The 24,094-nt window shown below is 42.5% G+C and carries 20 protein-coding genes; 10 read left to right on the top strand and 10 right to left on the bottom strand.

The window, feature by feature from the left end; translation table 11 throughout:
* The first annotated feature begins 3 nt into the window (after positions 1-3).
* Both AOC03_RS07950 and AOC03_RS07945 read left to right on the top strand, forming a co-directional pair.
* Positions 4-1,059, top strand: a complete 1,056-nt coding sequence (locus tag AOC03_RS07950; protein ID WP_062534879.1) for a type IV pilus twitching motility protein PilT — start codon at positions 4-6, stop codon at positions 1,057-1,059.
* 134 nt (positions 1,060-1,193) lie between these two features.
* Positions 1,194-2,315 carry a PilT/PilU family type 4a pilus ATPase gene (locus AOC03_RS07945; protein WP_062534877.1) on the top strand — a complete coding sequence of 374 codons (1,122 nt, stop codon included), beginning with the start codon at positions 1,194-1,196 and terminating at the stop codon, positions 2,313-2,315.
* Between the two features lie 127 nt (positions 2,316-2,442).
* On the opposite strand, the gene fur is transcribed toward AOC03_RS07945, so the two are convergent.
* Positions 2,443-2,877: a ferric iron uptake transcriptional regulator gene (gene fur, locus AOC03_RS07940; RefSeq protein ID WP_062534875.1), complete on the bottom strand. Its 435-nt coding sequence runs from the start codon at positions 2,875-2,877 to the stop codon at positions 2,443-2,445.
* Positions 2,878-3,201: 324 nt separating this feature from the next.
* On the opposite strand from fur, the gene AOC03_RS07935 reads away from it, so the two are divergent.
* The gene (locus AOC03_RS07935) at positions 3,202-3,624 is read left to right on the top strand and encodes an outer membrane protein assembly factor BamE (protein WP_062536612.1); all 423 of its coding nucleotides are present in this window, start codon (positions 3,202-3,204) and stop codon (positions 3,622-3,624) included.
* Positions 3,625-3,685: 61 nt separating this feature from the next.
* On the opposite strand, the gene AOC03_RS07930 is transcribed toward AOC03_RS07935, so the two are convergent.
* The 4 genes from AOC03_RS07930 to AOC03_RS07915 form a co-directional block, all read right to left on the bottom strand.
* A complete protein-coding gene (locus AOC03_RS07930; RefSeq protein ID WP_227514214.1) occupies positions 3,686-4,024 on the bottom strand; it encodes an RnfH family protein in 339 nt (112 codons plus the stop codon).
* Positions 4,012-5,163, bottom strand: a complete 1,152-nt coding sequence (locus AOC03_RS07925; protein ID WP_062534871.1) for a hypothetical protein — start codon at positions 5,161-5,163, stop codon at positions 4,012-4,014. The genes AOC03_RS07930 and AOC03_RS07925 overlap by 13 nt, the downstream gene beginning before the upstream one ends.
* Positions 5,164-5,421: 258 nt before the next feature.
* On the bottom strand, positions 5,422-6,090 hold the full coding sequence (locus tag AOC03_RS07920; protein WP_062534869.1) for a c-type cytochrome: 669 nt from the start codon (positions 6,088-6,090) through the stop codon (positions 5,422-5,424).
* A 436-nt stretch (positions 6,091-6,526) separates the two neighbouring features.
* Positions 6,527-6,862 (bottom strand): c-type cytochrome, encoded by a 336-nt coding sequence (locus tag AOC03_RS07915; RefSeq protein ID WP_062534868.1) that lies wholly within the window; start codon positions 6,860-6,862, stop codon positions 6,527-6,529.
* Positions 6,863-7,286: 424 nt separating this feature from the next.
* On the opposite strand from AOC03_RS07915, the gene yihA reads away from it, so the two are divergent.
* Positions 7,287-8,093 (top strand): ribosome biogenesis GTP-binding protein YihA/YsxC, encoded by an 807-nt coding sequence (yihA, locus tag AOC03_RS07910; protein ID WP_227514213.1) that lies wholly within the window; start codon positions 7,287-7,289, stop codon positions 8,091-8,093.
* Between the two features lie 140 nt (positions 8,094-8,233).
* On the opposite strand, the gene AOC03_RS07905 is transcribed toward yihA, so the two are convergent.
* The 3 genes from AOC03_RS07905 to AOC03_RS07900 all read right to left on the bottom strand — a co-directional run bounded on the left by AOC03_RS07905 (position 8,234) and on the right by AOC03_RS07900 (position 10,084).
* Positions 8,234-8,833 carry an HAD-IA family hydrolase gene (locus AOC03_RS07905; protein ID WP_237182084.1) on the bottom strand — a complete coding sequence of 200 codons (600 nt, stop codon included), beginning with the start codon at positions 8,831-8,833 and terminating at the stop codon, positions 8,234-8,236.
* Positions 8,833-8,988 (bottom strand): hypothetical protein, encoded by a 156-nt coding sequence (locus AOC03_RS12860; protein ID WP_227514211.1) that lies wholly within the window; start codon positions 8,986-8,988, stop codon positions 8,833-8,835. The genes AOC03_RS07905 and AOC03_RS12860 overlap by 1 nt, the downstream gene beginning before the upstream one ends.
* Positions 8,989-9,070: 82 nt before the next feature.
* On the bottom strand, positions 9,071-10,084 hold the full coding sequence (locus AOC03_RS07900) for an RluA family pseudouridine synthase (RefSeq protein ID WP_062534863.1): 1,014 nt from the start codon (positions 10,082-10,084) through the stop codon (positions 9,071-9,073).
* 1,136 nt (positions 10,085-11,220) lie between these two features.
* Between AOC03_RS07900 and AOC03_RS07895 the strand changes: the two genes are divergently transcribed.
* Positions 11,221-15,576, top strand: coding sequence for an Rne/Rng family ribonuclease (locus tag AOC03_RS07895; RefSeq protein ID WP_062534861.1), 4,356 nt, complete (start codon positions 11,221-11,223; stop codon positions 15,574-15,576).
* Between the two features lie 110 nt (positions 15,577-15,686).
* Here the strand turns inward: AOC03_RS07895 and AOC03_RS07890 are convergent, their stop codons facing one another.
* Positions 15,687-16,610 (bottom strand): DUF808 domain-containing protein, encoded by a 924-nt coding sequence (locus AOC03_RS07890; protein ID WP_062534859.1) that lies wholly within the window; start codon positions 16,608-16,610, stop codon positions 15,687-15,689.
* Positions 16,611-17,011: 401 nt separating this feature from the next.
* On the opposite strand from AOC03_RS07890, the gene AOC03_RS07885 reads away from it, so the two are divergent.
* From AOC03_RS07885 to AOC03_RS07865, 5 genes are all read left to right on the top strand, one after another.
* Entirely contained in the window at positions 17,012-17,863 is an 852-nt protein-coding gene (locus AOC03_RS07885) for a DsbC family protein (RefSeq protein WP_062534856.1), read from the top strand.
* Between the two features lie 305 nt (positions 17,864-18,168).
* Positions 18,169-19,506 (top strand): homoserine dehydrogenase, encoded by a 1,338-nt coding sequence (locus tag AOC03_RS07880; protein WP_062534854.1) that lies wholly within the window; start codon positions 18,169-18,171, stop codon positions 19,504-19,506.
* A gap of 190 nt (positions 19,507-19,696) precedes the next feature.
* Positions 19,697-20,878: a thiolase family protein gene (locus tag AOC03_RS07875; RefSeq protein ID WP_062536610.1), complete on the top strand. Its 1,182-nt coding sequence runs from the start codon at positions 19,697-19,699 to the stop codon at positions 20,876-20,878.
* 523 nt (positions 20,879-21,401) lie between these two features.
* A complete protein-coding gene (locus AOC03_RS07870; protein ID WP_062534852.1) occupies positions 21,402-22,250 on the top strand; it encodes a DUF2382 domain-containing protein in 849 nt (282 codons plus the stop codon).
* A 366-nt stretch (positions 22,251-22,616) separates the two neighbouring features.
* Complete coding sequence (locus AOC03_RS07865) at positions 22,617-23,315, top strand: YsnF/AvaK domain-containing protein (protein WP_062534850.1); 699 nt, start codon at positions 22,617-22,619, stop codon at positions 23,313-23,315.
* Positions 23,316-23,489: 174 nt separating this feature from the next.
* Here the strand turns inward: AOC03_RS07865 and AOC03_RS07860 are convergent, their stop codons facing one another.
* Positions 23,490-24,008 (bottom strand): hypothetical protein, encoded by a 519-nt coding sequence (locus AOC03_RS07860; protein WP_062534848.1) that lies wholly within the window; start codon positions 24,006-24,008, stop codon positions 23,490-23,492.
* Between the last annotated feature and the right edge of the window lie 86 nt (positions 24,009-24,094).

Genomic DNA, 24,094 nt, shown 5'->3' with positions numbered 1-24,094 from the left:
ACCATGACCGGAAAAAGCCACTTAAGTATTGAAGATTTGCTGCGTTTTACGGTTAAGCACAAGGCATCAGATTTACATATATCGGCTGGAATGCCAGCAATGATTCGGGTCGATGGTGAGATGACGCGCATCAATATGCCAGTGATGACGCATCAGGTGGTGCATCAGCTGATTTACGATATTATGAATGATAAGCAACGTGCTGACTTTGAAGAATTTCTTGAGACCGACTTTTCGTTCGAGATTCCAGGACTTGCGCGCTTTCGAGTCAATGCTTTTAATCAAAATCGGGGTGCAGGCGCAGTATTTCGTACCATTCCATCCAAGGTTTTGACCATGGAAGATTTAGGCATGGGCGACGTATTCAAGCGCGTCTCAGATTTCAAGCGTGGCGTCGTGTTGGTCACGGGTCCTACGGGCTCAGGAAAATCAACGACGCTCGCGGCGATGATTGATTATATTAACGAGACTCGTAAAGAGCATATTTTAACGATTGAAGATCCTATTGAATTTGTGCATGAATCTAAAAAAAGCCTAATCAATCAGCGTGAGGTGCACCGCGATACCTTAGGTTTTGATGCCGCATTGCGCTCAGCATTACGTGAGGATCCCGACGTTATCTTAGTCGGTGAGCTACGTGACCTTGAAACGATTCGTCTGGCACTAACGGCTGCTGAAACAGGGCACTTAGTGTTTGGTACATTGCACACCAGCTCTGCTGCCAAGACTATTGACCGCGTTATTGACGTGTTCCCTGCGGCTGAAAAAGACATGATTCGCGCGATGGTGTCAGAATCTCTACAAGCCGTTATCTCACAAACGCTATTAAAAAGACAAACGGGTGGTCGTGTCGCGGCACATGAAATCATGCTAGGAACACCTGCTATTCGTAACTTAATTCGCGAAAACAAAATTGCGCAAATGTACTCTTCTATCCAGACAGGTGCAGGCGACGGCATGATTACCCTTGATCAAACACTCAAAAATCTAGTCGCAAAAGGCACTATCAGTAAAGACGTAGCACGACCTTATGCTAAGCAACCTGAAGCCTTTATTTAATACCAATTGATTATTGTTATGAACCGCTTGATACCTTTAACAAACAACGCTTGGTACATTTAGTATATTTAGTACATTTAAAAAACGTTGATCTATCCTTTTAATCACAGACTGTATGTCCTATTAGGTACGCTATGGATTTTGATAAACTGCTGCAACTGATGATCAAAAATAATGGTTCTGACTTATTTATTACCGCTGATGTAGCACCGTCTATGAAAATAAATGGCACTATTCGTCCGGTTGGTAAAATGCCATTAACGCCTGAAAATACCATGGCGTTGGTCAAAAGTGTGATGACAAAAAGTCAGCAACACGAGTTTGAAGAAACGAACGAGTGCCAATTTGCCATCACCGATAATGCCCAACAAGCGCGCTTTCGGGTCAGCGCCTTTATGCAGCGTGATATGGCAGGGATGATTTTACGGAAAATCGAAAATAAGATTCCGACGGTTGAAGAGTTACGCCTACCGCCCTCTTTAAAAGAGCTGGCGATGCGCAAGCGTGGCATTATTTTATTAGTGGGTGCTACAGGTACAGGTAAATCGACGACCCTTGCGGCAATGGTTGGCTATCGCAATCAGAACTCGCATGGTCATATCATCACCATCGAAGACCCTATTGAATTCGTGCATCAACATCATGGCTGTATCATCACCCAACGCGAGGTTGGCATTGATACTTTAACCTTTGAGGCTGGTCTAAAAAACACCTTGCGCCAAGCACCTGATGTCATCTTAATTGGTGAGATTCGTAACCGCGAGGTTATGAGTTATGCCATTCAATATGCTGAAACCGGACATTTGGTGTTTGCCACTTTGCACGCCAATAATGCCAACCAAGCCATTGACCGCATCATTCACTTTTTTGAGAGCGATCGTCATAATCAGCTGTTTATGGATTTATCGCTGAACTTACAAGCGGTTATCGCACAACAGCTTATCCCAACCCCTGACGGTAAAAGTCGTCGGGCTGCTATCGAGATTTTATTAAACTCGCAGCTCATCAGTGACTATATCCGTAAAGGTGAGGTGCATGAAATCAAAGATGTCATGACGCGCTCACGTGATAGCGGTATGCAAACCTTTGATCAGGCGCTGTTCGATTTATATGAAAATGGTGAAATTACCTACCAAGATGCTATCAGTCATGCCGACTCACCAAATGACTTGCGCCTCAAAATTAAATTGAATAGCAAAAATATCAATCAAAATCTTGATGAAGGCGCCGATCGCTTGTCATTAGACATTAACTAAGCGCGTTCTAATAATTGATACCTTAAAAAAAACAGCGCTCATGATGAACGCTGTTTTTTTATTGCTTAAATGTGTTAAAGCTATATAAAGCTATTAAGAAATGCTGATAAAACTGTATTCCAAAATCTTACTTCGCGCTGTCTTTACAGTCTTGATTATTACAAATACCATAGAGCACTAGCGAATGTCCTGAAAGCTTAAAGCCATGTTCTTTAGCCACTTTCAGCTGCTCTTTTTCAATAGTGTCGTTATGAAACTCAATAATAGAACCGCAAACATCACATACTAAATGATCATGATGCTTATCTTGTGCAATCTCAAACACTGATAGATTATTTTCAAAATTATGACGCTCAACAATACCCGCTTGCTCAAACTGAGTCAGTACTCGATACACGGTTGCCAAGCCCACATCTTCACCTTGCTCAATCAGCGCTTTATACACCTCTTCAGCACTCATATGATGCAACTCTGCACTTTCAAGCAGTTCTAAAATTTTGATACGCGGCAAGGTTACTTTTAGTCCTGCTTTACGTAAATCCTGATTGGTAAAAGAAGCCATAATATTCCTTCTGACTATTAAAGTCTTAGCAAATAAAATTAAAAAACAGGGTATAAATAACTGTTATAGGGTAACAGCGACTGACCGTTTGAGATAATAATAATTATAGGTCAACCTATTATACGCGGCACAATAGCTTATCACTATTTAATGATACTAATGTAAGTCTATGAATTTACACCATATATGGTAGCGCGTATTAGATAGGGTTCGGTAAATAATGTCGTAAGTGGTAGGCAATTGCAAGTAAATGACGTATCATTTATCGGTGATTGCCGGTAAGACTTGCATCAGCTGCACTTAGCCGCGCCTAACCCATTTCTTATGAGTCATCTTAACATGATAAAGCCTTTAACCTTCCGTCCTCTTATGCCTACTCGCAGTGCCTTACGCAAGCTTACATTGACAGTAACTCTTGGTGTATCTGTTGCCATGTCGGGCTGCTCTATGCTGAGTGTCTATAAGATTGATTTACCACAAGGCACCCCGATTACTCAGACCGATGCCCAAAAGCTAAAAGTCGGTATGAACCAAAATCAGGTGCTTTATATATTGGGTAGCCCTGCCATCAAAGATACGTTAGAGCCCAATCGTTGGGATTATATCTACGACTATAAAGCCGGTACAGAAGGACGCCGTAAAGGCATTGCCGATGTTAAAAATGCCAGTCAGCATTTGATTATTTATTTTAATGCTAATGGCATCGTCACACGCATTGAAGGTATTGAGTCGCTACCGGCTTCATAATGACGCCTTTAATCTAAATAGCGCCATTACTGCATAAATAATTCATTGTTATTTTGCTGCGCTATTGATTATATTTTATTTTTTGCTTACTTTTACTTTTGCGCTGAGACATTGGATCAGCGCTTAAGCTACGATAGACTTCGATACGATCAAGTGGCTGTAGCTGATAGCTAAGCGGCTGCTTTTGCGCATAGATACCGACATGCCACAGCTTAGCGGTAGGCGTATTAATATGCGCAACTTGCTCACACCAGTTGGCTAACTCAGGAAACTGAGTCAACCAGCCAGCTTGTGCTAACGCTTCATATAAATTCGTACCCGCCGCGACTTGCAAGGTTAGATAATGTTGGCGCTCTGCACTTTCAGCGTATGCCAGATAAACTGTTATTAGCTTAACCACTGTATCACCCAACCTATTAACGCGAGTATCAATGCCAACGGCACAACCAGTCTAATCACTATGCGCCATAAATTATAATATGCTTCATGACCAAAATTTAACGACTTGCGCAAATGACTGATTTTCATCTGCCAACCTGCAAATATCGATAATAATAATACCGCAATGCTACTGATAACCACCAATATGCCAACCAACCATGTGGTCGGTATCGCGATTACCAATACTAGACCAATGATTAACGTTAATACCAAGCTCAGCATGAGACCGAATTTATGCGCCAATTGCTGAGTACTGTAGTGTAGCAAGTAGCTGGCAACGAATAATACCCCCACCCAATATAGCAGCTGCCCGATAGGTGGCAACGCTAAGCCACTAATCAACAAAGCCACCATTCCAACCACCAGCTGTAATATCCAAATCGGTAATACCAGTTTAGTCGCGCGATAGCTACCAGAATTATTAGTAATGCTAGTCGAGCGTAAGTTCTGTGTATTATCCTGACTGTCATCGACAGCGGTTATCGTTTGCTTAGTGACTAAATACTGACCGAACCAGTACAGCCCCGTACCCGCACCCACGCTCACCAATGCCAATGCCACAGCACGCGCCCATTCGCTCAAGCTAATAGCCGTCATCGCAAAATCAATATGTGGTAACCCGCCAGCAACGCCCATTACCAGACCTATTACCATCAGACCCAAGCCAATCGGTAAAGGAGCGACACCCAGCAAACTGAGTAACACCGTAATCACCATGAGTCCGGCTGCCACCGCGAAGCTCGGTATAGTAGGCGCACTATCGAGCGCCGTTAAAGCGGTTAATAACCCGCTACTGGCTCCTGAGATTACCAAAGCAGCAATCACTAGCGCGACTAGAGCCGCCAACCAGCCAAAACTACGCCATAGCGGACTGGCATCAGCCTCACGCGTGAGCTTTTGCATACCGGCAACAGGCGCATCCGTACTGCGATAGGCTAGTGCTATCTCGGCATAGATAACTGGAAGCGATACCAACACCATGGCAAATAACCACAGTAACCAAAAATCAATCTCGCCAATGGACGTCGGTGCGAACCACCGGAATAGTAACAATGGCAATAAAGCGGCCATAAAATAAGAAGCATAGCGGATCATCATATTCTTAATCCAAACGATCTAACGTGAATAATATTAATAATAACAAAAATAGAAATAGAAATAGAAATAGAAATAGAAAACAACAAGCTGCTGCTTATACTATAAGAGGCATATACCTATAAAAAAACCCCGAAATCGGGGTTTTTTTATAAAAAATCAGCATTAAGTAGCGTCAATCATAAGCTCAGCATAGTAGTTTATTAAATAGCAACTTATGAAATCTTGACTTATGAAGTAGCGACTTATTAAAACGATAGCTTAGTGAATAGCACTCACGTATTCTGACAAGATACGAATATCGCGATCCGACAGTTTAGACGCTACCGTCTGCATCATGCCCATTTCGCCTTCTTTAGCCGCATCATTGGCGCGTTTTTGGTCGTCGCTAGCGATATCGTCTTGTCGACCCGCTGCTCGGAACAATTTAAGCTGGGTTGCGATATACGCAGAATGCTGACCACCTAAGCGCGGGAAAGCTGCCCATGTGTTACCGGCACCTTCTGGACCATGACAGCCTGCACAGCCAATAACACCACGCTTTTTGTCCCCACCCAAGAAAATTTTGCTCGCTTCTTGTGCAGTTGCAGGGTTACCGTAACCTACACCCCAAGGTTTTTGGCTGGCATAATAGCCTGCAACGTTGGCTAAATCTTGTTGCGATAAATTCGCGACTTGCGACTGCATAATACCGTTTTTACGGTAGCCGGCTTTAAAGTTAACCAATTGTTTATATAAGTATTTGACGTTTTGACCACCCAAGTTTGGTTGGGCAGGCACAATGCTTACACCATCAACACCGTGACAGGCGGCGCAGACCGTTTCAGCGATTTGTTTACCTGCATTAGCGTCATATTCAGGAACAGTAATAACAGCTTGTACGCTGAAACTTGCAACACATAAGCTGGCGGCAGCGATTAACTTTTTCATGTATACAGATCCTACTAACTCGACGTAAGCATTATTTAGAGTGATTGTAACTTAGAGTGGTTATCCTAATAAAATAACCAATATCTGTTATGAGCCAATCTATTATTGAGCGAGATAACCCATATATTCGAGCTCTTCATTACAATCCGCCTGAAAGTACTTACTAACATCAGGGTTTATTTGCGATTATTATAGCAAGACTTTATACAATTTGCCTACTTAATCGTAGCATCTGATATATTTTCTATAAGTACCATATCATAACGTCTATGATAATAAAAAAACGGACATAAGGAGTAGTAATAGCTATATTTGAGCTGCTGACTTTATGCATTGATTCAGCCAGATTATTTATAGTACTTATTTGGTCAGTGATTATTTGGTCAGTTTTTCTGTGTTCAAGGCTGATTTATTCATACTTAGTTGCTCATTATACTTATTTGCTCATATAGTCAATCAGTTGGCGATAATCATCATCTTGACATTGTTCACATAAGCCACCAGCGGGCATTTGAATCATGCCGCTTTTAACAGCATTTACCAAAGCGGGCATGCCTTTTTTCTGTTTGAGAGCGCTCCATGCCGCTTTATCCCCTTTTTTGGGGGCATTAAGCGCACCACTGTCATGACAGGCGGCACATGAGTCATTATAAATAGCTGGAATATCAGCAGCAACGGCAGGGCTCATTATCGCAGTGCTCAGTATTAGTGTTGCCATAATGCCGCCCAAAGTATGGCTGGTTTTGGCTAAGCGTACGGTTATTGAGCGCATAATACACCTCATCTTGCTGATTGGTTCTATCTACGATAACTACCCATAAATAGCATGCATGTCTGTCATAATTCAATGATATTGTAACAATATATGTTCAAATAATATAGAGATGTCTAGTTTGGCTTTGGTAACCTAATCTCGTGCTGTCGCTAATTTTTGCTAAGCGAGCGAGCGCTTTAATGTTATGCTGTCTTTAATATGATGCTAACGATAGCGATTTCAATATCCTTGCTGATAGTTATGGGTAATCTCTGAGAAGATAGAAGCGTATTTTTTGGGTTCAAAACTCTTAATTTCGTATGATTCCTTAGATATTTACACCTAAGCTATTTACAATCGTGTCGTTGGTTAGCGTTATAATCCGCTTTAAATCATCACCTTTAATTTTATTCTTAATTTTTCGAATGTTAATGAGCCCTTTATGAGTACCCCGTTTAAAGATGTCGCCGCTGAGCATGCGGCGTTTAATACCAAAGCCCGTCAACGTATTCAGCAAACTGAGTTTATGACATCAGCGCCAACTTTTCGCCTTTGTCCAGCGGATATAGGGTTCGAAGTGGCGTTTGCAGGACGCTCTAACGCTGGTAAATCTTCAGCTATTAATGCGTTAACCAATCAGCGACAACTGGCGCGGTCATCTAAAACGCCAGGGCGCACGCAGATGATTAACTTTTTTAGTATTGGCGATACCGATAGACGGCTAGTCGATTTGCCCGGTTATGGCTATGCTGCTGTACCGCTTGAAATGAAAAAAGAGTGGCAAGTGGAGTTGGAAGAATATCTGGTATCGCGCTCAAGCCTAGCCGGTTTGGTACTGATGACTGATATTCGCCATCCACTAAAGTTCTTTGATGAGCAAATGCTGCACTGGGCACATGCGGGTAATCTACCTGTCCATATTTTGCTAACTAAAGCGGACAAGCTAAAATATGGTGCGTCCAAAAACGCGCTGCTCAATACTCGCCAAGCGCTCAAAAAATTGGGCTTAAACTGTACCATTCAGTTATTTTCAGCGCTTAGAAAAGAAGGGCTTGATGAGTTGGCAGGGGTGATGGGCAACTGGTATCGCTACAAGTTAGATGATGAAAAAAATGGTGAACCGGTTCTTGATGAACAATATGATATTAAAAAACATCATGTCATTGATGGTGAATCGGATAGTCAGACTGAAAACGTTGAGCAAAGTAGCGACGAACAAAGCAGCAATGAACCAAAAAACGCTGAATAACTTCAGTTTATAACTAGCGCGCTTATAAACAGCTAACTTGTGCTATAAAAAAGGCTTTATCGAATCACCGATAAAGCCTTTTTTATACAATATTAATCGCTATTTGCTCATACTCATGTTTATGCTTATGCTTATGAACACTAACTACACAGCAATCTTACCAATTCTTCCGGTGTCTCCACCTGATAACTCGGCTGCTCATCTGCAAGCTCGGTATGCGCAGCAGTGCCATAATTGACTGCAATACTGGTCATGCCCAACGTATTTGCCATTTGAATGTCATAAATACTGTCGCCAATAAAAACGGCATTGGTAATGGGCTGTTGGGTATGCGCCAAAATATCACTCAGCATTTGCGGATGTGGCTTTGAGCCGGACTCATCAGCACAGCGCGTAACCACAAAATAATGCTCGCTATTTGAAGCAGCCAACACTCTATCTAGACCGCGACGTTTTTTACCCGTGGCAACTGCCAGCTGTTTGCCCTGCTGTTGCAAGGTTTGCAGCATATCTTCTATAGGATAGAAGAACGGCGTACGGTGACTATTAGGAATGTAATACTCACTATAGCTTTTTTCAATTGCCAGCTTTTGCTCAGCAGTGGCTTGCGGATATAAAATATCAATCCCTGTGAGTAAACTTAAACCAATAATCTCTTTTACCGCTGCGTCAGTGGTCTGAAAACCATGCGCTTCTCCAGCAATATGCATGGATTCGACGATTAAACCTATCGAATCCATCAAGGTGCCATCCCAATCAAAATAATCAGGGTTTTATTTGCCAAGCTATGTGTCGCTAACCCATCAGTCATCGAGCCAGCTTTCGCTGACAATGCAGTGCTATCAACAGTAGTATCAGATGGGGTTACCGAGTAATTATCGTTCGGCTGACTCATGGTTTTACCTTAGCGTATAATAGGTATAGACAACCAATGATTAATGAAACGATGAATAATAAAGGGGTTTGGAGCAAGTCACCTATACTTTTGGCAGTTCTGTGCCTTCTGGTAATAATGCCGCCATATCTTCAGGCAGTGGCGCAATAATCGGCTCGTAACCCGGAATATCTAAGCGCCATGCATGTAAGCACAGGCGATGAACGCCAGATTTATCATGTACGTTATACTTATCATCACCCAAGATAGCATGACCAATATGCGCTAAATGTACGCGGATTTGATGCGTACGTCCTGTCAGCGGCTTGGCTTCAATAAGACTGACTGGCTGATCCGCTATGGTAAAACGGCTGTGTACGATAATATTAGTCTGACTTTCTTTTGCTTGCTCATCTTGCTTGTCAACCTTGACACGGCGCTCACCGCTTGCCAGCGTATAACGTAATAATGGCGCATCAATAGACTGCTCATTCAGTGCAGGCTGTCCTTTAGCAAGACATAAGTAGTGCTTTTGAATGGTTCTATCAATTAAGTGCTGTTGTAGCGCTTTCAGTGTTGAGCGCTTCTTAGAAATCATCAGCAGCCCTGATGTGTCTTTATCAATACGGTGGATAAGCTCCAGATATTTTTTATCCGTCACTTCACGCATCGCTTCAATCACACCAAAATCAAGCCCACTACCGCCATGTACCGCGATACCTGATGGCTTATTAAGGACGATTAAACCCTCATCTTCATAGACCACACGTGCCAATAAGCTTTTGGCAAATTCTTTACTGATAATTGGCTTGTCACGCGTCGCCAGTACCACAGGCGCAATACGCACCACGTCTTCACGTTGGACTCTATCATGCGCTTTACAACGCTTATTATTCACGCGAATCTCGTCCGAGCGAATCATTTTATAGATATGCGGTTTTGGCAACCCTTTTAGGCGGTTAAGTAAAAAATTATCCAAGCGCTGATCATGTTGATGGCGCGTTACTTCCAGATAATTGACCTTGCCGAAGTTGCTAATCTCATCGTCAGCGCTTTGCGGACGGGTTTTACTGTTGAAAATAGCAGGGGCTTCAGGGGCGTTTGCGTCGTCAGTCATTTTTGAATTCGTCATTTTTAGGTAGGTATTTACACAAAGATTTGCTATAGTTTAGCATGTTGAGCGCCAATTGCGCATAGGTTACGGCAATTATCGTTATTGTCTTTTATAGCTGAGTGCTCTCTTCACTACTTACTAGTAAAGATGTACACACTATAGACCGTGAAATGTTGCGCGCATCATCTGAATTTTAGGGTAACGTGCTTGATAACCTCTAGCATGGCGCCATATTAAAGGTATTGATAACACATATCATCGCATTAATCATAAGAGCGAACTGGCTCGGTTATTACGTGATAACTATATATAATTTATTCATTTTACAATTTACTCATTTAACGCATAACCACGATTTGATTCTTAAATTTTATGGGTACGTGCCGTTGAGCAAGTGAGAATAGCTTAAGGTTAGAGATTTACTACGGCTTATTTATTGGCGGTCAAACAGACCCTAATCATTGACAGACTTATATGCTACGGCATTGATGAACCAGTGCCCTACTCTGTTTGCCAAGTACGCCCCGCTGAATAATAGTGCAGTCATATCCTGATCATAGCTAACGATGATAATAGTCATTTTTAAAAGACAAAAAAATAGAGATATAAAATAAGCATCACGTTTTAGCTAAATTTAATGGTTATTTATGTTAATAATCGCGCCATTTTTTGATATTGCTACTGTGCATTAATTTTAAAAGCATAACAAGCTTCTCAATATAGACTTACACCCTATAGAGTTAATAGCAACAGGATTAATAGCAACTCAGCTGACAGATATCAGACCGATAGCAAAACAGCGTTATATAAAAGAGCTTATTAATACTTAGATGTCGTACCTGATAATAATTTTGGTTATAAACCACCTAAAATAAATGATGATAGTCTTACAACCTACTTCACTTATCTTTATTATTAACAACGAATCTAGGTTGAGCATTTTGGGTCAATATCATGATGAGCAATCATAAAGATGAGCAGCTATAAATTAGCAATTTTGCTTTATGCATCTATTTACTTTTAATAAAAAATTTCTAATATCTTCCGCTAATTTTAATATTAGCAACGCTTGCCACTGCCCTATAGCTACTTCATAAAGACCGTCATATCGTTGTTATGCGTACTCATAGGATAGCAATATGAAACGCATTTTAATCAACGCCACTCAAAACGAAGAAATTCGTGTCGCCCTTTGTAAAGGTAATCACCTTTACGACTTCGATTTAGAAAATCGTACCCGCGAGCAAAAAAAATCTAACATTTATAAAGGTCACGTCACGCGTGTCGAGCCATCGCTTGAAGCGGTATTCGTCGAATATGGCTCACAACGTCAGGGCTTTTTACCGATTCGTGAAATCTCTGCTGAATACCTAAGCGGCAATCCACGCGACGAAAATATTAAAAAACTGATCAAAGAAGGCGATGAAATCATCGTCCAAGTTGAAAAAGAAGAGCGCGGTAATAAAGGTGCAGCGTTATCAACTTATGTGTCACTCGCCGGTCGTTATTTGGTACTCATGCCAAACAATCCACGTGGCGGCGGGATTTCACGTCAAATATCTGGCAAATTACGTGAAGATATGAAACGTATGCTGGGCAATCTTGACCTAGCAAAAGGTATGAGCGTCATCATTCGTACTGCGGGTATTGGCAAAACTCAAGAAGACTTGCAGCACGATTTGAACCATTTGCTTAATATCTGGCAAGCCATTCAAGAACAAAATCAAAAATATCCATCACCGCGCTTAGTGCATCAAGAAGCAGGCGTGGTGACGCGTGCCGTGCGTGATTATCTGCGCGACGATATCGCTGAGATTTGGATCGATAACGAAAACGCTTATGTTGAAGCGGCTGGTTTTATTGATGCGGTCATGCCGACACAAGCGGACAAACTGCGTAAATATACCGACTATGAGCCAATGTTTGCACGCTTTAATATCGAAAAACAAATCGAAACCGCCTATCAGCGTGAAGTGCGTTTGCCTTCTGGCGGCTCAATCGTCATTGACCAAACCGAAGCGTTGGTCTCTATCGATATTAACTCAGCTAAATCGACCAAAGGCTCGGATGTTGCTGAAACCGCTTATCACACCAATTTAGAAGCCGCTGACGAGATTGCACGCCAATTACGTTTACGTGATATGGGCGGCTTGATTGTCATTGACTTCATTGATATGAATGACAATAAGCATCAAAAAGAAGTTGAAAAACGTCTGATTGATGCTACCAAATATGACCGTGCGCGTGTCCAGTTTGGCGATATCTCTAAATTTGGTTTGATGGAAATGAGCCGTCAACGCCTACGTCCATCTTTAGAAGAATCGACTGGCTATATCTGCCCGCGCTGTCATGGCAACGGTATGATTCGTGATTTGCGCTCGCTTTCCTTATCTATTATGCGCGAGATTGAACAGATTGCCCTCAAAGAGCGCCAAGGCGAAGTACAAGCCGAAGTACCGACTGATATTGCCGCCTTCTTATTAAATGAGAAACGCGATAGCATCGTTTATCTTGAACAAGACAGTGGCACGCGTATCACCATTTTACCGCATGCCCATTTAGAGTCGCCTAACTTTAAACTACACTTTAATCGTGATGGTTTTGCGCCAACCAGCTATGAACGTATCACGGATACACAGCAGCAAGAGCACAGTGGTTTAGGGTATGAAGTTGATTGGCAAACGGCTGAAAAAGAGCGTCCTGAGCAACAACCAACGCGTCAACCACGTAAAGCAGCAGTGAATACGCCTACTACTAACCCACAAAGTGGTAATCAGCAAAACGCGAAACAAAACAGTAGCAATCAGCAAAACAGCCCTAGTCGACATAATAACGAGCCGACAACCTCAACTCGAGCCGCGCAAAACACGTCTGTTCAAAGTAATGCTTCTCAAAACAATGCCAACCAAAATAACCCTGCGCAAGCTAATACACAACAGGCTCAACCCGTTCCTGTAGACGCGCAATCTACTGCGCCTGTGGCAGCTCAACCGCAAGCAGTGGCATGGTTATCTAATCTTTTTGCCCAAGCCCCACAAGCACAGCTATCAGCCAGTGTTAGCAGTCGTGATGCTGCCGAAGCCATTGAAGCTTTAGTAAATACGGGTGCACAAAGCTTAGGATCATTTGGACAAGTCAATCATCAGGCTTTGAGTGGTGCTCAGACGGCATCTATATCGCAAACCAGCCAATCTGATAGTAGCCAACCGTCAGATGCCAACGCCAATCGTCAGACAACACGCCAGAATACTGACAGCAGTAGCGCTAGCAATACTATCGATACTAATGCTGCTGACGACAATGCAGAGGATAGAAGAAGACGTAAGCCACGCAAATCACGTCCAGCGAAACCGCATCAAAGAAATCAACGTGATGAGACCGCTACTACTGATAACAGTAACGTCGATAGCAGCCATGCTAATGCTGACAGCGTCAACGCTACAGACGACAAGCAGGCTGATAATCAAGATAAGCGTGAGCAAGACAAGCGTGAGCAAGATAACAGACGTAATAATGATAACACTCGCAATCGTAACAACCGCCAAAACAATGAACGTAATAGCAGCGAACGTAACGACCCTGCTCAAGTTGACACTCAAGATAGCGTAGCATCTGATGAGCAAACTCGTAGCAAACGTAAGCCGCACAGCCAACGCAACTCACGTGGTAAACTTGAGCGTGGTGAAACGTTAACCGCTGAGCGTAATACAAAGCAACAATCCTCTCAATCTGCCAGTCAAGCAAATAATGCTAACAAAACGCAAGAGAGTACTCGTCATCAGAACCCTAATGAGGTCAGCATACATGTTAACGTGGCTCCGCCTAAGCACAAAGCACCAGAAGTGGTTCATTTGTCTTTGGATGATAGCAAATCTGAAAAAATAGCGAGTCAGGCAGCCGATGCACAAGTTGCTAAGCGTGACGTATCAGTAGCAATGGATACAATCAATCCTAGTGCAACGGATAACACCGCACAACACCGTGAAGAAAAGTCAGTAGTAAAGTCGACTAACGAGTCTACAAACCATGCTGTGCCAGAGGTTATCGCCACGGTCAGCACTGCAAAGGATGAAGTATCATCTAACGCTCCTGAAGCCAGTGAAGTTAGCGACAGTCAAAAAGATAGTGTCAGTGCAAATCAAACTACAGACAGCAAACCCGCTATAGTGGAACAGCAGTCGTCTGAGAGCCAAGAGACTATTCAAGCACCGGTCATTGCTGACACCAGCATCGCGCGCGCATCGACAGAGGTAGTTGAGAAGCAGAAAACTGACACTGTTAATACAGTGGCGGTGACTTCTGAAGCTCCTGCTATTGATGGTGATAAAACGAGTAGCGATAAAGACAGTAGCGTCGAAGACAATAACGCTAAAAACAGTAATGCAGTGCTTGAGCTTACCCATGAAGCATTGTTTGCTAAACGCTATGTGACAGCCAATAAGTTTGGTCAAGCGAGTAATGACCCGCGTGTTGTCCGTCGTCAACAGTCACACCCGCAAGCGACATTACCAGTGCCAGCCCCTGAAGCTGTCTCTCAACAACTCGTTGCCAAGGCAGCAGCCATCCGCGGTACAGTTGGTGAATTTATTCAGACAACTCTACCTGACGCAAAAATACGTTTGGCAAATGACGGTATCATTCGCAGCTTTATTGATGCCATTACCATCCACACGCAGCAAGCGGCTGATATGAATACCGATGTTAGTGAGGTTGACGCCAGTAAAGTTGAAGGCAACCCTTCTGATGAGTGCCTGTTTGACTTTAGCAACTATGGCTATCAGCCCCTAGCGGTAGATTATCTCACGCGCTTTGAGGCAATGACCCAAGCAGTCAGCCAGTTTGCTGCCGCACAAGGTAAAACCGCGGTCGAACCACGCGCTATTAGCCAACGAGCCAGCAATGACCCACGTGGACAGCATCCTGACTATCAGGCGCAAGCGGTGTTGACGGTTACTAATGAACCTGCTGTTTCAGCAAGCCAAAATGCTGAATCTGAGACTAAATCAGAAGATAACATGACTCAGGAAGTCAGTGACGCTAACGTTACTGAAGCAACGCAACCTGAAGCCATGCATGCTGACAGTCAAGTCGATGAGCATAACGTTGACGTCCATGATATTGATGCCAACGCCTTAACAGGGCAAATACAGGCAGACGATATCAGCATCGAAAGCGCGCAACTCCTGCAAGTTGATCAAGAACTACAGATTCATCATGAAGAAGTTGTGACTCAGACTCAGCCAGTAACAGTAGAGGAAGCCGTTACCGCAGACTCTGTAAAGGATGATAGCCAAGCCAGCAAATCAAAAACCACCATTGCCAGTTATAAAAATATGATTGAAAATGTGGCTGAGCAGCTATTACCGCAAATGGGTATGTTCAATTTGACAACGGCAAAGGTGCCAAAAGCGCGCAGTCGTAAACCAAAAACTGAGCATAAAAAACCAACGCAAGCTGAAAAAATAGAAAATGACGATTCAGATAGCGACAGCTAAGTATTGATATGGCTAGTAAGTATTAATATGGTTAAATAGCAAAAGCCCCAACGTTGTTCGCAACTTTGGGGCTTTTTTATGTTTGATATATCTACTTAGTAAAGGGTAAATTAATGAGCAGAAGACGATTTATTATCGCGCATTTTGCCAATCATAGTCACAATAGCAACGACGATAACACCAACAATTAAACCCACCAACGCATTTAACAGCATCGTAGTGGCACTCTCAAATATGCCGGTCAAATGTGCTAAATCTTCGACTTCATGATGTAAAAAATCTATCCCATGCACCAAGATACCGCCACCCACTAAAAACATCGCTATAGTGCCAGCGATAGATAAAAACTTCATTAATTTGGGGGCAAATGACAGTAGAAAAGCACCTGTTTTTTGCTGCACATTGCTAGATTTTTTCATCAGATGCAAGCCTAAATCATCCATTTTGACGATACCGGCAACTAAGCCATAAACACCTATAGTAATAGTCACTGCAATAATAGAGAGCACTAAGCTTTTCTCTAACAGCGTGGCACCGGCAGCAGAGCCAAGAGCAATCACAATAATCTCTGCTGAGAGCACAAAATCAGTGCGCACTGCCCCTTTAATTTTTTCTTTCTCAAAAGCGACCAAATCAATGGTGTCATCAGCATTGGCACGCAGCCGTTTTTTTTGTTCTTCATCGTGCGGCAGTAAGTGCGGCCAAAATTTATGAATAATTTTCTCTGCACCCTCATAAGCTAAATAAAGACCACCACACATCAATAAAAACGTAACTAATGGCGGATAAATGGCGCTAATCAACAACGCTGCCGGTACTAAAATAAGCTTATTGACGAATGAACCTTTGGCGACTGCCCAAACCACTGCCAGCTCACGGTCTGCTTTAACGCCAGTTACTTGCTCAGCATTCAGCGCTAAGTCGTCACCTAAAACGCCAGCCGTTTTTTTGGCGGCAACTTTAGTCATGAGTGAGACATCATCTAATATCAAACTGATGTCATCAAGTAAGGCTAATAAACTGGCACCTGCCATGTACATTCCTTAGCGAAAATCGCTTAAATAAATAGAGATAATATAAATTATAATAAATAGCGTTATTTAGCAGTAGCCTACCTAGTCACTCTGTAATTTTACAGAGCATAAATGTATCTTATTTCTCATATTTTACCGCTCGTTAAGAGACATGATATGGCAACTTGCAGCCACATAGCTTTTGATAGTGTTTTATAAAATTATGTTAAGATAGAGTACGTTATTTATTTTTATTGTTCGCTATTAAGTATGAAGAAGTATAAAAACTTTGTTGAAAGTCCTTATTATTAACGCTTACACGCGCCCTATATTTCACTACCTGCTCTAACCATTATCTTAAGCCGTTTCTTTATCTTTATACAAAACCATCATTAGGCATATCTGCCTATAGGAAATGTTTTATGTCGTTTTCTCCTTTTTCTAAGCTCAACCTCGCGATAACAAAGCTATCTAAGAACAAACTGTCTCATGCCTTACTAAGTGCGTCACTAGTCATCGTCGCAGTGGGTTGCTCGAATAATGCCGCTGATGCCACTAGCAGTACCGGTATCGTCAATAGCGCCCAAGCTAAAACTACTAAGACAGTCGGCAATAGTGATGGTGCAGTGGTCAAAGCACTACAAGCCAACTTAAAAGCATCGGGCATTGAAGAAAAAATTATTTCAGCCGTACCCACGGATATGAGCGGTATTTATTGGGTAACTGCGGAAGGACTACCTGCATTTTTTACCGATAAGTCGGGCAAACATATTATTCAAGGGCAAATCATCGCTGTTGGTGATGGTGAACCTGTTGATATCAGTGGCGCATTAGTCGCAAAAACGGCGCAAGAAGCGCTGAAAAAGGTCGACAAAAAGGATATGATTATTTATCCAGCAAAAGGGGCAACTAAGTCTGTGGTTTATGCCTTTACTGATGCTGACTGCGGCTACTGTCGTAAGCTGCATGAAGAGATGGCAGATATCAACGCTCGTGGTATCGAAGTGCGTTATTTAGCATGGCCGCGCAGTGAAGAATCTATTCCTAAAATGGAAGGCATTTGGTGTAGCAAAGATCGTAATGCCGCGATGAACCAAGCTAAAATAGGTGCGGATGTGACAGGCTCTAGCTGTAGCAATCCGGTGCAAGCACAAATGGCGCTTGGCATGGCACTTGGCGTGCGCGGAACCCCTGCCATCTTTACCGAATCTGGCGAACAAGTAGGCGGTTACTTACCTGCCGCGCAATTGGCACAAGCGGTAGGCATTCAATAGCCCATAGAGTAATAGTCTTGGCAGTCAATACCTTTAAAAATAAGCATAACCACTATTGGCGACCCTATTCATCATGTAGACGTCGCTAATAGTTGACGGTATGATATGTTAACGCTGAATCGTTTTATAATATTGCGAGCGGTATTAATAAAACAATATATAAACTCGTAAGTAAAATCCGTTCAACCGCGATATACATTAAACGGCTATCCGTTAATACGCTATTATCAATTAAAACAATAGTAATCTATAACCTATATTCTCTTTCCCTTTCCCATTCATCTATTTAACCTCTTGAGGATACTGTGAGTAAATCCATCAAACTAGCGATACTTGGTCTCGGTACGGTCGGTACTGGCGTAATCAACCTCATCAATGACAATTTAGGCGAGCTCAAACGTCGCAGCGGTCGTGACATTATTATTACTGAAGTCGGTACACGTCGTCAGCGTGATGATATCGATGCCAGCATCATCCAAAATGATGATTTAATGGCAATCGCTGCCAGTGATAATGTTGATATCGTCATCGAAGTGATTGGCGGCACAACGCTGGCTAAAGACGTCATCATGCACGCCATTAAACATGGTAAGCATGTGGTCACCGCCAATAAAGCACTGCTTGCTGAACATGGCAATGAAATCTTTGCCTTAGCCGAAGCCAATAACGTACATGTGGCTTATGAAGCAGCCGTAGCTGGTGGTATTCCCATTATTAAAGTCATGCGCGAAGCGCTGGCTGCTAATAAAGTCGATTGGCTAGCCGGTATCATCAATGGTACGGGCAACTTTATCATGTCTGAGATGCGTGATACCGGTCGTCCGTTTGTCGATGTATTGGCAGAGGCGCAAGCATTGGGTTACGCGGAAGCCGATCCTACCTTTGATGTGGAAGGCATTGATGCCGCGCATAAGCTCGCGCTCCTTGCCTCTATTGCCTTTGGTATTCCGCTACAGTTTGACAAAGTTTATTGCGAAGGTATCACTGGCATTACCTTACAAGATGTCAATTATGCCGAAGAGCTGGGCTACCGCATCAAGCATGTGGGCTTTGCCGTGCGCCGTACTAACGATAAAGGTAAAGAAGGCATCGAATTGCGCGTGCATCCGACCTTAATTCCACAAAATACGTTACTGGCGAATGTGAATGGCGTCAAAAATGCAGTGTTGGTGAATTCACACCCACTTGGACAGACGCTTTATTATGGCGATGGTGCAGGTGCAGGCGCGACTGCCTCAGCGGTCATGGCAGATGTCATGGATCTAGTGCGGGTATTAGGTAGCAATGATCCAAGCCTAACTGGTCAGCAAGGACACCATGTTCCGCATTTATCCTTCCTGCCTGAGTTACTTTCTGACACGCCAATCTTGCGTGCAGAACAGATGATTACTGGCTATTATCTCCGCGTCCATGCTTATGACAATCCGGGCGTACTCGCTGATATCACCCGTATCTTAAGTGATGCAGGGATTAACATCGATGCGATTTTGCAAAAACCGGCACATAAAGTCGGACAAGTACCCATCATTATTTTAACCTTGCCTGTGATTGAAAGTCAGATGAATCTAGCCATTGCGAAAATTGAAAAGCTTGATTCTGTTACTGATAAAGTCGTCCGTATTCGCTTGGACGAATTGGCATAAATGTTATAGAGCTATCAGCGCGCTTAACATTCGCAGTCTCATTGGCTTAATATTGACCAATAGGTACGCATTACCATCCCTATTTTTCGTAAAAACTTGGTATAACAGAGCAAGCTTAGGCGATACTAAACTAAGTTTTAATCAAAATATCTAGGTTTTAATCAAAATATAAAGCATAGGAAAAATAATGATGTCAAATGATGCGATTGTAATTGTTAATAGTGCGCGTACGCCAATGGGTGGTTTTCAGGGTACATTAAAGGATGTAAGCGCAACTGATTTAGGCGCGGCAGCAATTAAAGCTGCTGTTATCCGCGCAGGTATTAGCGTTGATAGTATTGATGAAGTGATTATGGGCTGCGTCCTCACAGCTGGACTTGGTCAAGGTCCTGCTCGCCAAGCCATGCGCGCAGCGGGTCTGCTAGATACGACTGGCGCGGTAACGATTAATAAGCTGTGTGGTTCTGGTCTAAAAGCCATCATGCAAGCGTGTGACGGTATCAAAGCTGGCAGCTTTAAGGTGGCAGTTGCAGGTGGTATGGAGTCTATGACCAATGCGCCTTATATTATGCCAAATGCGCGAGCGGGCTACCGCATGGGACATAAGGAAGTCAAAGACCATATGTTCCTAGACGGTTTAGAAGATGCCGAAACAGGTAAGCTTATGGGTCAATTTGCGCAAGAGATGGCGGATAAAAAAGGCTATAGCCGCGAGCAGATGGATGCCTTTGCGATTGAATCGCTCAACCGTGCCCTAACCGCTATTAACGACGACCATTTCAAAAATGAAATTACCTCGGTTACCTTTAGCACGCGCAAAGGCGACACCACCGTTGATATCGACGAAGAACCAAGTCTTGCCAATGCTGAACGTATTCCAACCTTGCGTCCTGCCTTTGCCAAAGACGGTACGATTACCGCAGCCAATGCCAGCTCCATCTCAGATGGCGCGGCAGCAGTCGTGTTAATGACAGAATCTCAGGCACAAGCAGAGGGTTTAGATTACCAAGCACGCATCATTGCCACCGCATCAAACTCAAGGCATCCAAGCGAATTTACCATTGCACCGATTGGCGCTATCGAAAAAGTGCTGGCGAATGCAGGTTGGTCAGTTGCCGATGTCGATTTATGGGAAATCAACGAAGCCTTTGCTCTAGTCACAATAGCGGCGATGGACGAGCTTAATATTGCCCATGATAGAGTTAATATAGAAGGTGGTGCTTGTGCGCTCGGTCATCCCGTTGGCTGTTCCGGCACGCGCATTGTCGTCACCCTGATTAATTCTTTACAACGCACTGGCGGTAAAAAAGGCGTTGCCACTTTATGTATCGGTGGCGGCGAAGCAGTAGCGATTGCGATTGAGCTACCTTAGGCATTGATTTCATAAGCCTATTTCATAACCATAACGTTATGCTCATAGCATTCTATCTTTATTCTTATCTTTAATAATCACCGCATTGAGCTTACTCAGTGCGGTTTTTTTATCCTGAAAATTATTATTACAGCATTTAAATCAGCAAATAATGTCGAGTGTTGTAAATAAGCGTTAACTTATACACGTGCGTTGTTATGGCGTTTACAGCCCATTACACGTAATTACGTCAGATGCACACTTTGCTACCTTGCTCATATATCTCCATGAAAATCTCAGTGTTACGATAATGACAAGTTGATGGAGCAGTGATTAATTGTCTTGATAGCTTAAATATAATTAATCATTTTTGGTAGCAAAAGAAATTAGAAAAACCAACCTGCCATTTATTATTCAACGATAGATTTAAAATCAGCGTTAACTTTTAACGCTATTATTTTGAATCTTAGTTCTAACCATTAACATTTATTTCAATAATAATTTACTCAGATAAATAATTTACTCACATAAAAGGAATATAACAATGAGTCAACTCGTCCGTTTACAAGATATTCAAGCGACACATCGTGATCTTATTGGTGATGACTATTATGACCCAACAGGTAAAACTGCTTATGGCGTCGATGAAGACAAAATTGGTAAAATTGATGGCGCATTGGTAGAAGATACCACTGGTCGCATTCGTTATTTAATCGTTGATGCAGGTGGTTGGTTCAGCTCAAAAGAAGTGTTGGTACCAGCAGGTCTTGCTCGTATTGTTGGTGATGACGTATTCTTTGACAGCTTAACCAAAGCGCAAGTTGAAGCAATGGAGACGTACGACCACGATTATCAGTACAGCTATAAAGAGCAGTATGAAAATGACCGTAAAGCCTTTATTGCAGACACTGTTCCCGTTGCAGAACGCATGGAAATTCAAGACCATGCTTATAACGCGCCAAACACGCTTGAGCTACTAGAAGAGCGTCTGACTGTTAATAAAGACCGTATCATTGCCGGTTTAGTAAAAGTTGGTAAGCATGTGGTGACTGAACAGCGTAATGTTGACGTGAATCTTGAAGAAGAGCATGCACATATCGAACGCACTAACGTTGACCGTCCAACAGATCGCCGTATCGGTGATGTTAATGGCAATGAAACCATTGAAGTTGAACTACAAGCAGAACGTGCTCGTGTGAGCAAGGAAACTTATGTTGCAGAAGAAGTGACTGTTGGTAAAACTACCGAAAGCCATACTGAAACCATCGTTGAAACTATCCAACGTGAAGAGCTAGATATCGACCGCGATGGTAACGTCGTTGACCGTGAAGGCAATATTATCACCCGTGATGATATCACTGCTGAAGATGTACGCCGCGCTCGTGGTTTGTAATAAGCTCACCAATTATTCCTCTTATATCACTAGCGTTGTTAATAAGAGATATTGTTAATAACAGATGTTGTTAATAAGCAGTATCGTTGATAAAAGATATAAAGGTAATAATAGTTAGTCACTGAGCGTTTGTACTCAGTAAATTAAGATCAGAGCCTGTCTCTGGTCTTTTTTTATGTTAAGCCACTATATTTAATAATAAAGTAATCTTTTTTATACTCTCTTACTCTTAATATATTTACGGTTTTTAATACCAATCTTTAACACTGACATCGCTACAAATTTTGCTCGTATAACAGTGGTTTTATGACAGTGGTTTCATAATAATGATTTAATAATAGTGCTCATTTAAAAAGGACTTAAACCATGACTAACAATAATATAAATAACGATAATACGAATATCGAGCAAGGCATAAGCCCTGATTTACTCTCTACTGATATCGCAAATGCGAATGTGGCTAGAGTTACTAATTCTAGAATTGATAATCCTAGAATCGCAAACCATAGTTCTGAAAATAAATTGCCCGCGCCCGATAGTCTCTCGAATAATAGTAGTGCCGCAACCGCAGTCAATAAAACCGGTCATGGCGGGCATTTAGAACTATTAGAAGAGCGTCCAGTTATAAATAAAGAACGCTTAGATGTTGGTAAAGTAACGGTCACTAAGCATGCACGTACCAAGACCATTAACGTCCCTATTGAATTGATTGAAGAGTATATCACTGTCCGCACTGAGTATTATGACGATGAGAGTCAATACCTACTGGTAGGAAATTATGATGAAAAGGATATATTACGCCATGTTGAGCCGTCATTAGACAGTAACGCGGTCGTTACGATTAATGGTAAGCAGGTTGAGATTGGTGATGAGCCGATTGAAATTATTATTTCGCGCCAAGTGGCGACCATTACCAAAGATACCTATGCGATTCAAGAAGTGGCAGTCAACAAAACCACGCATATTCATACTGATAGTATTCAGGTTGAGCTCAAACACGAAGAGCTAAATGTACAAGAAGAAGGTTTTTTAGAGCATGAAGGTACACGCCATCATAAAAAATAATGCTGTTAATAAATAGATATTAATCTTACCCTTTCTAAAATTTTTTATTAAATGCTTATTCATAATCATCAGTTATTATCATCAAAAAAAGCAACGGAAACGTTGCTTTTTTTATTTGGCTGATACAATGCTGTTTTTATATTTTGGCTTTATATCATGGATTGATAATCATACTTATTTTGTTTTCTTACAGTCATAGGTACTTACCTTGCTTTCGTCGGCACCAGCCATGCGTAATATGCCAGTCGCACGCTCTTCATTAGCCGCACGCCACTGCGTAAAGCCTTCACCACCATCAATCGCGGTTGCTACTTCATAGACTTCAGGATTAGTACCGTCATTGGTTTGGGTTAAGGTTAAAGTACCTTGATCAGTGCCAATCACGACTTCGTTACCTTCATAGGTCGCGTCTACTTTTAACTCAGGTGAGCATAAATAAGTCATTTCTGTAAAACCTGAGTCAGCATTCGCACCTGTGTCATCGGCAGCTTCGTTCAATGCGGCGTCATCGGTTGCTAAGACGGTGATATTAGGATCGGCTGGTTCAGCTGACATTGGAACCGATTCTTCCGCATTAATACCGTCTTCTAGATTTGGCTCAGGATCTTGTTTCTGTTGACACGCACTGATGCTGATAGCGCCAGCTAGTAACGTCATAATGAATACAGAAGGTCGTAAATGCCCTAAACTCATAACACTCTCCTAATTTAATATGGTCAATACTATAGCTTGTCCAACTATTCACGCCTATGCTGAATTTGTAAGCACTCACTATAGCG

This window comes from Psychrobacter urativorans (assembly GCF_001298525.1).
Classification (GTDB): domain Bacteria; phylum Pseudomonadota; class Gammaproteobacteria; order Pseudomonadales; family Moraxellaceae; genus Psychrobacter; species Psychrobacter urativorans_A.
Note: the sequence above shows the minus strand (reverse complement) of the source record. Positions and strands in the feature narration are given on the sequence as shown.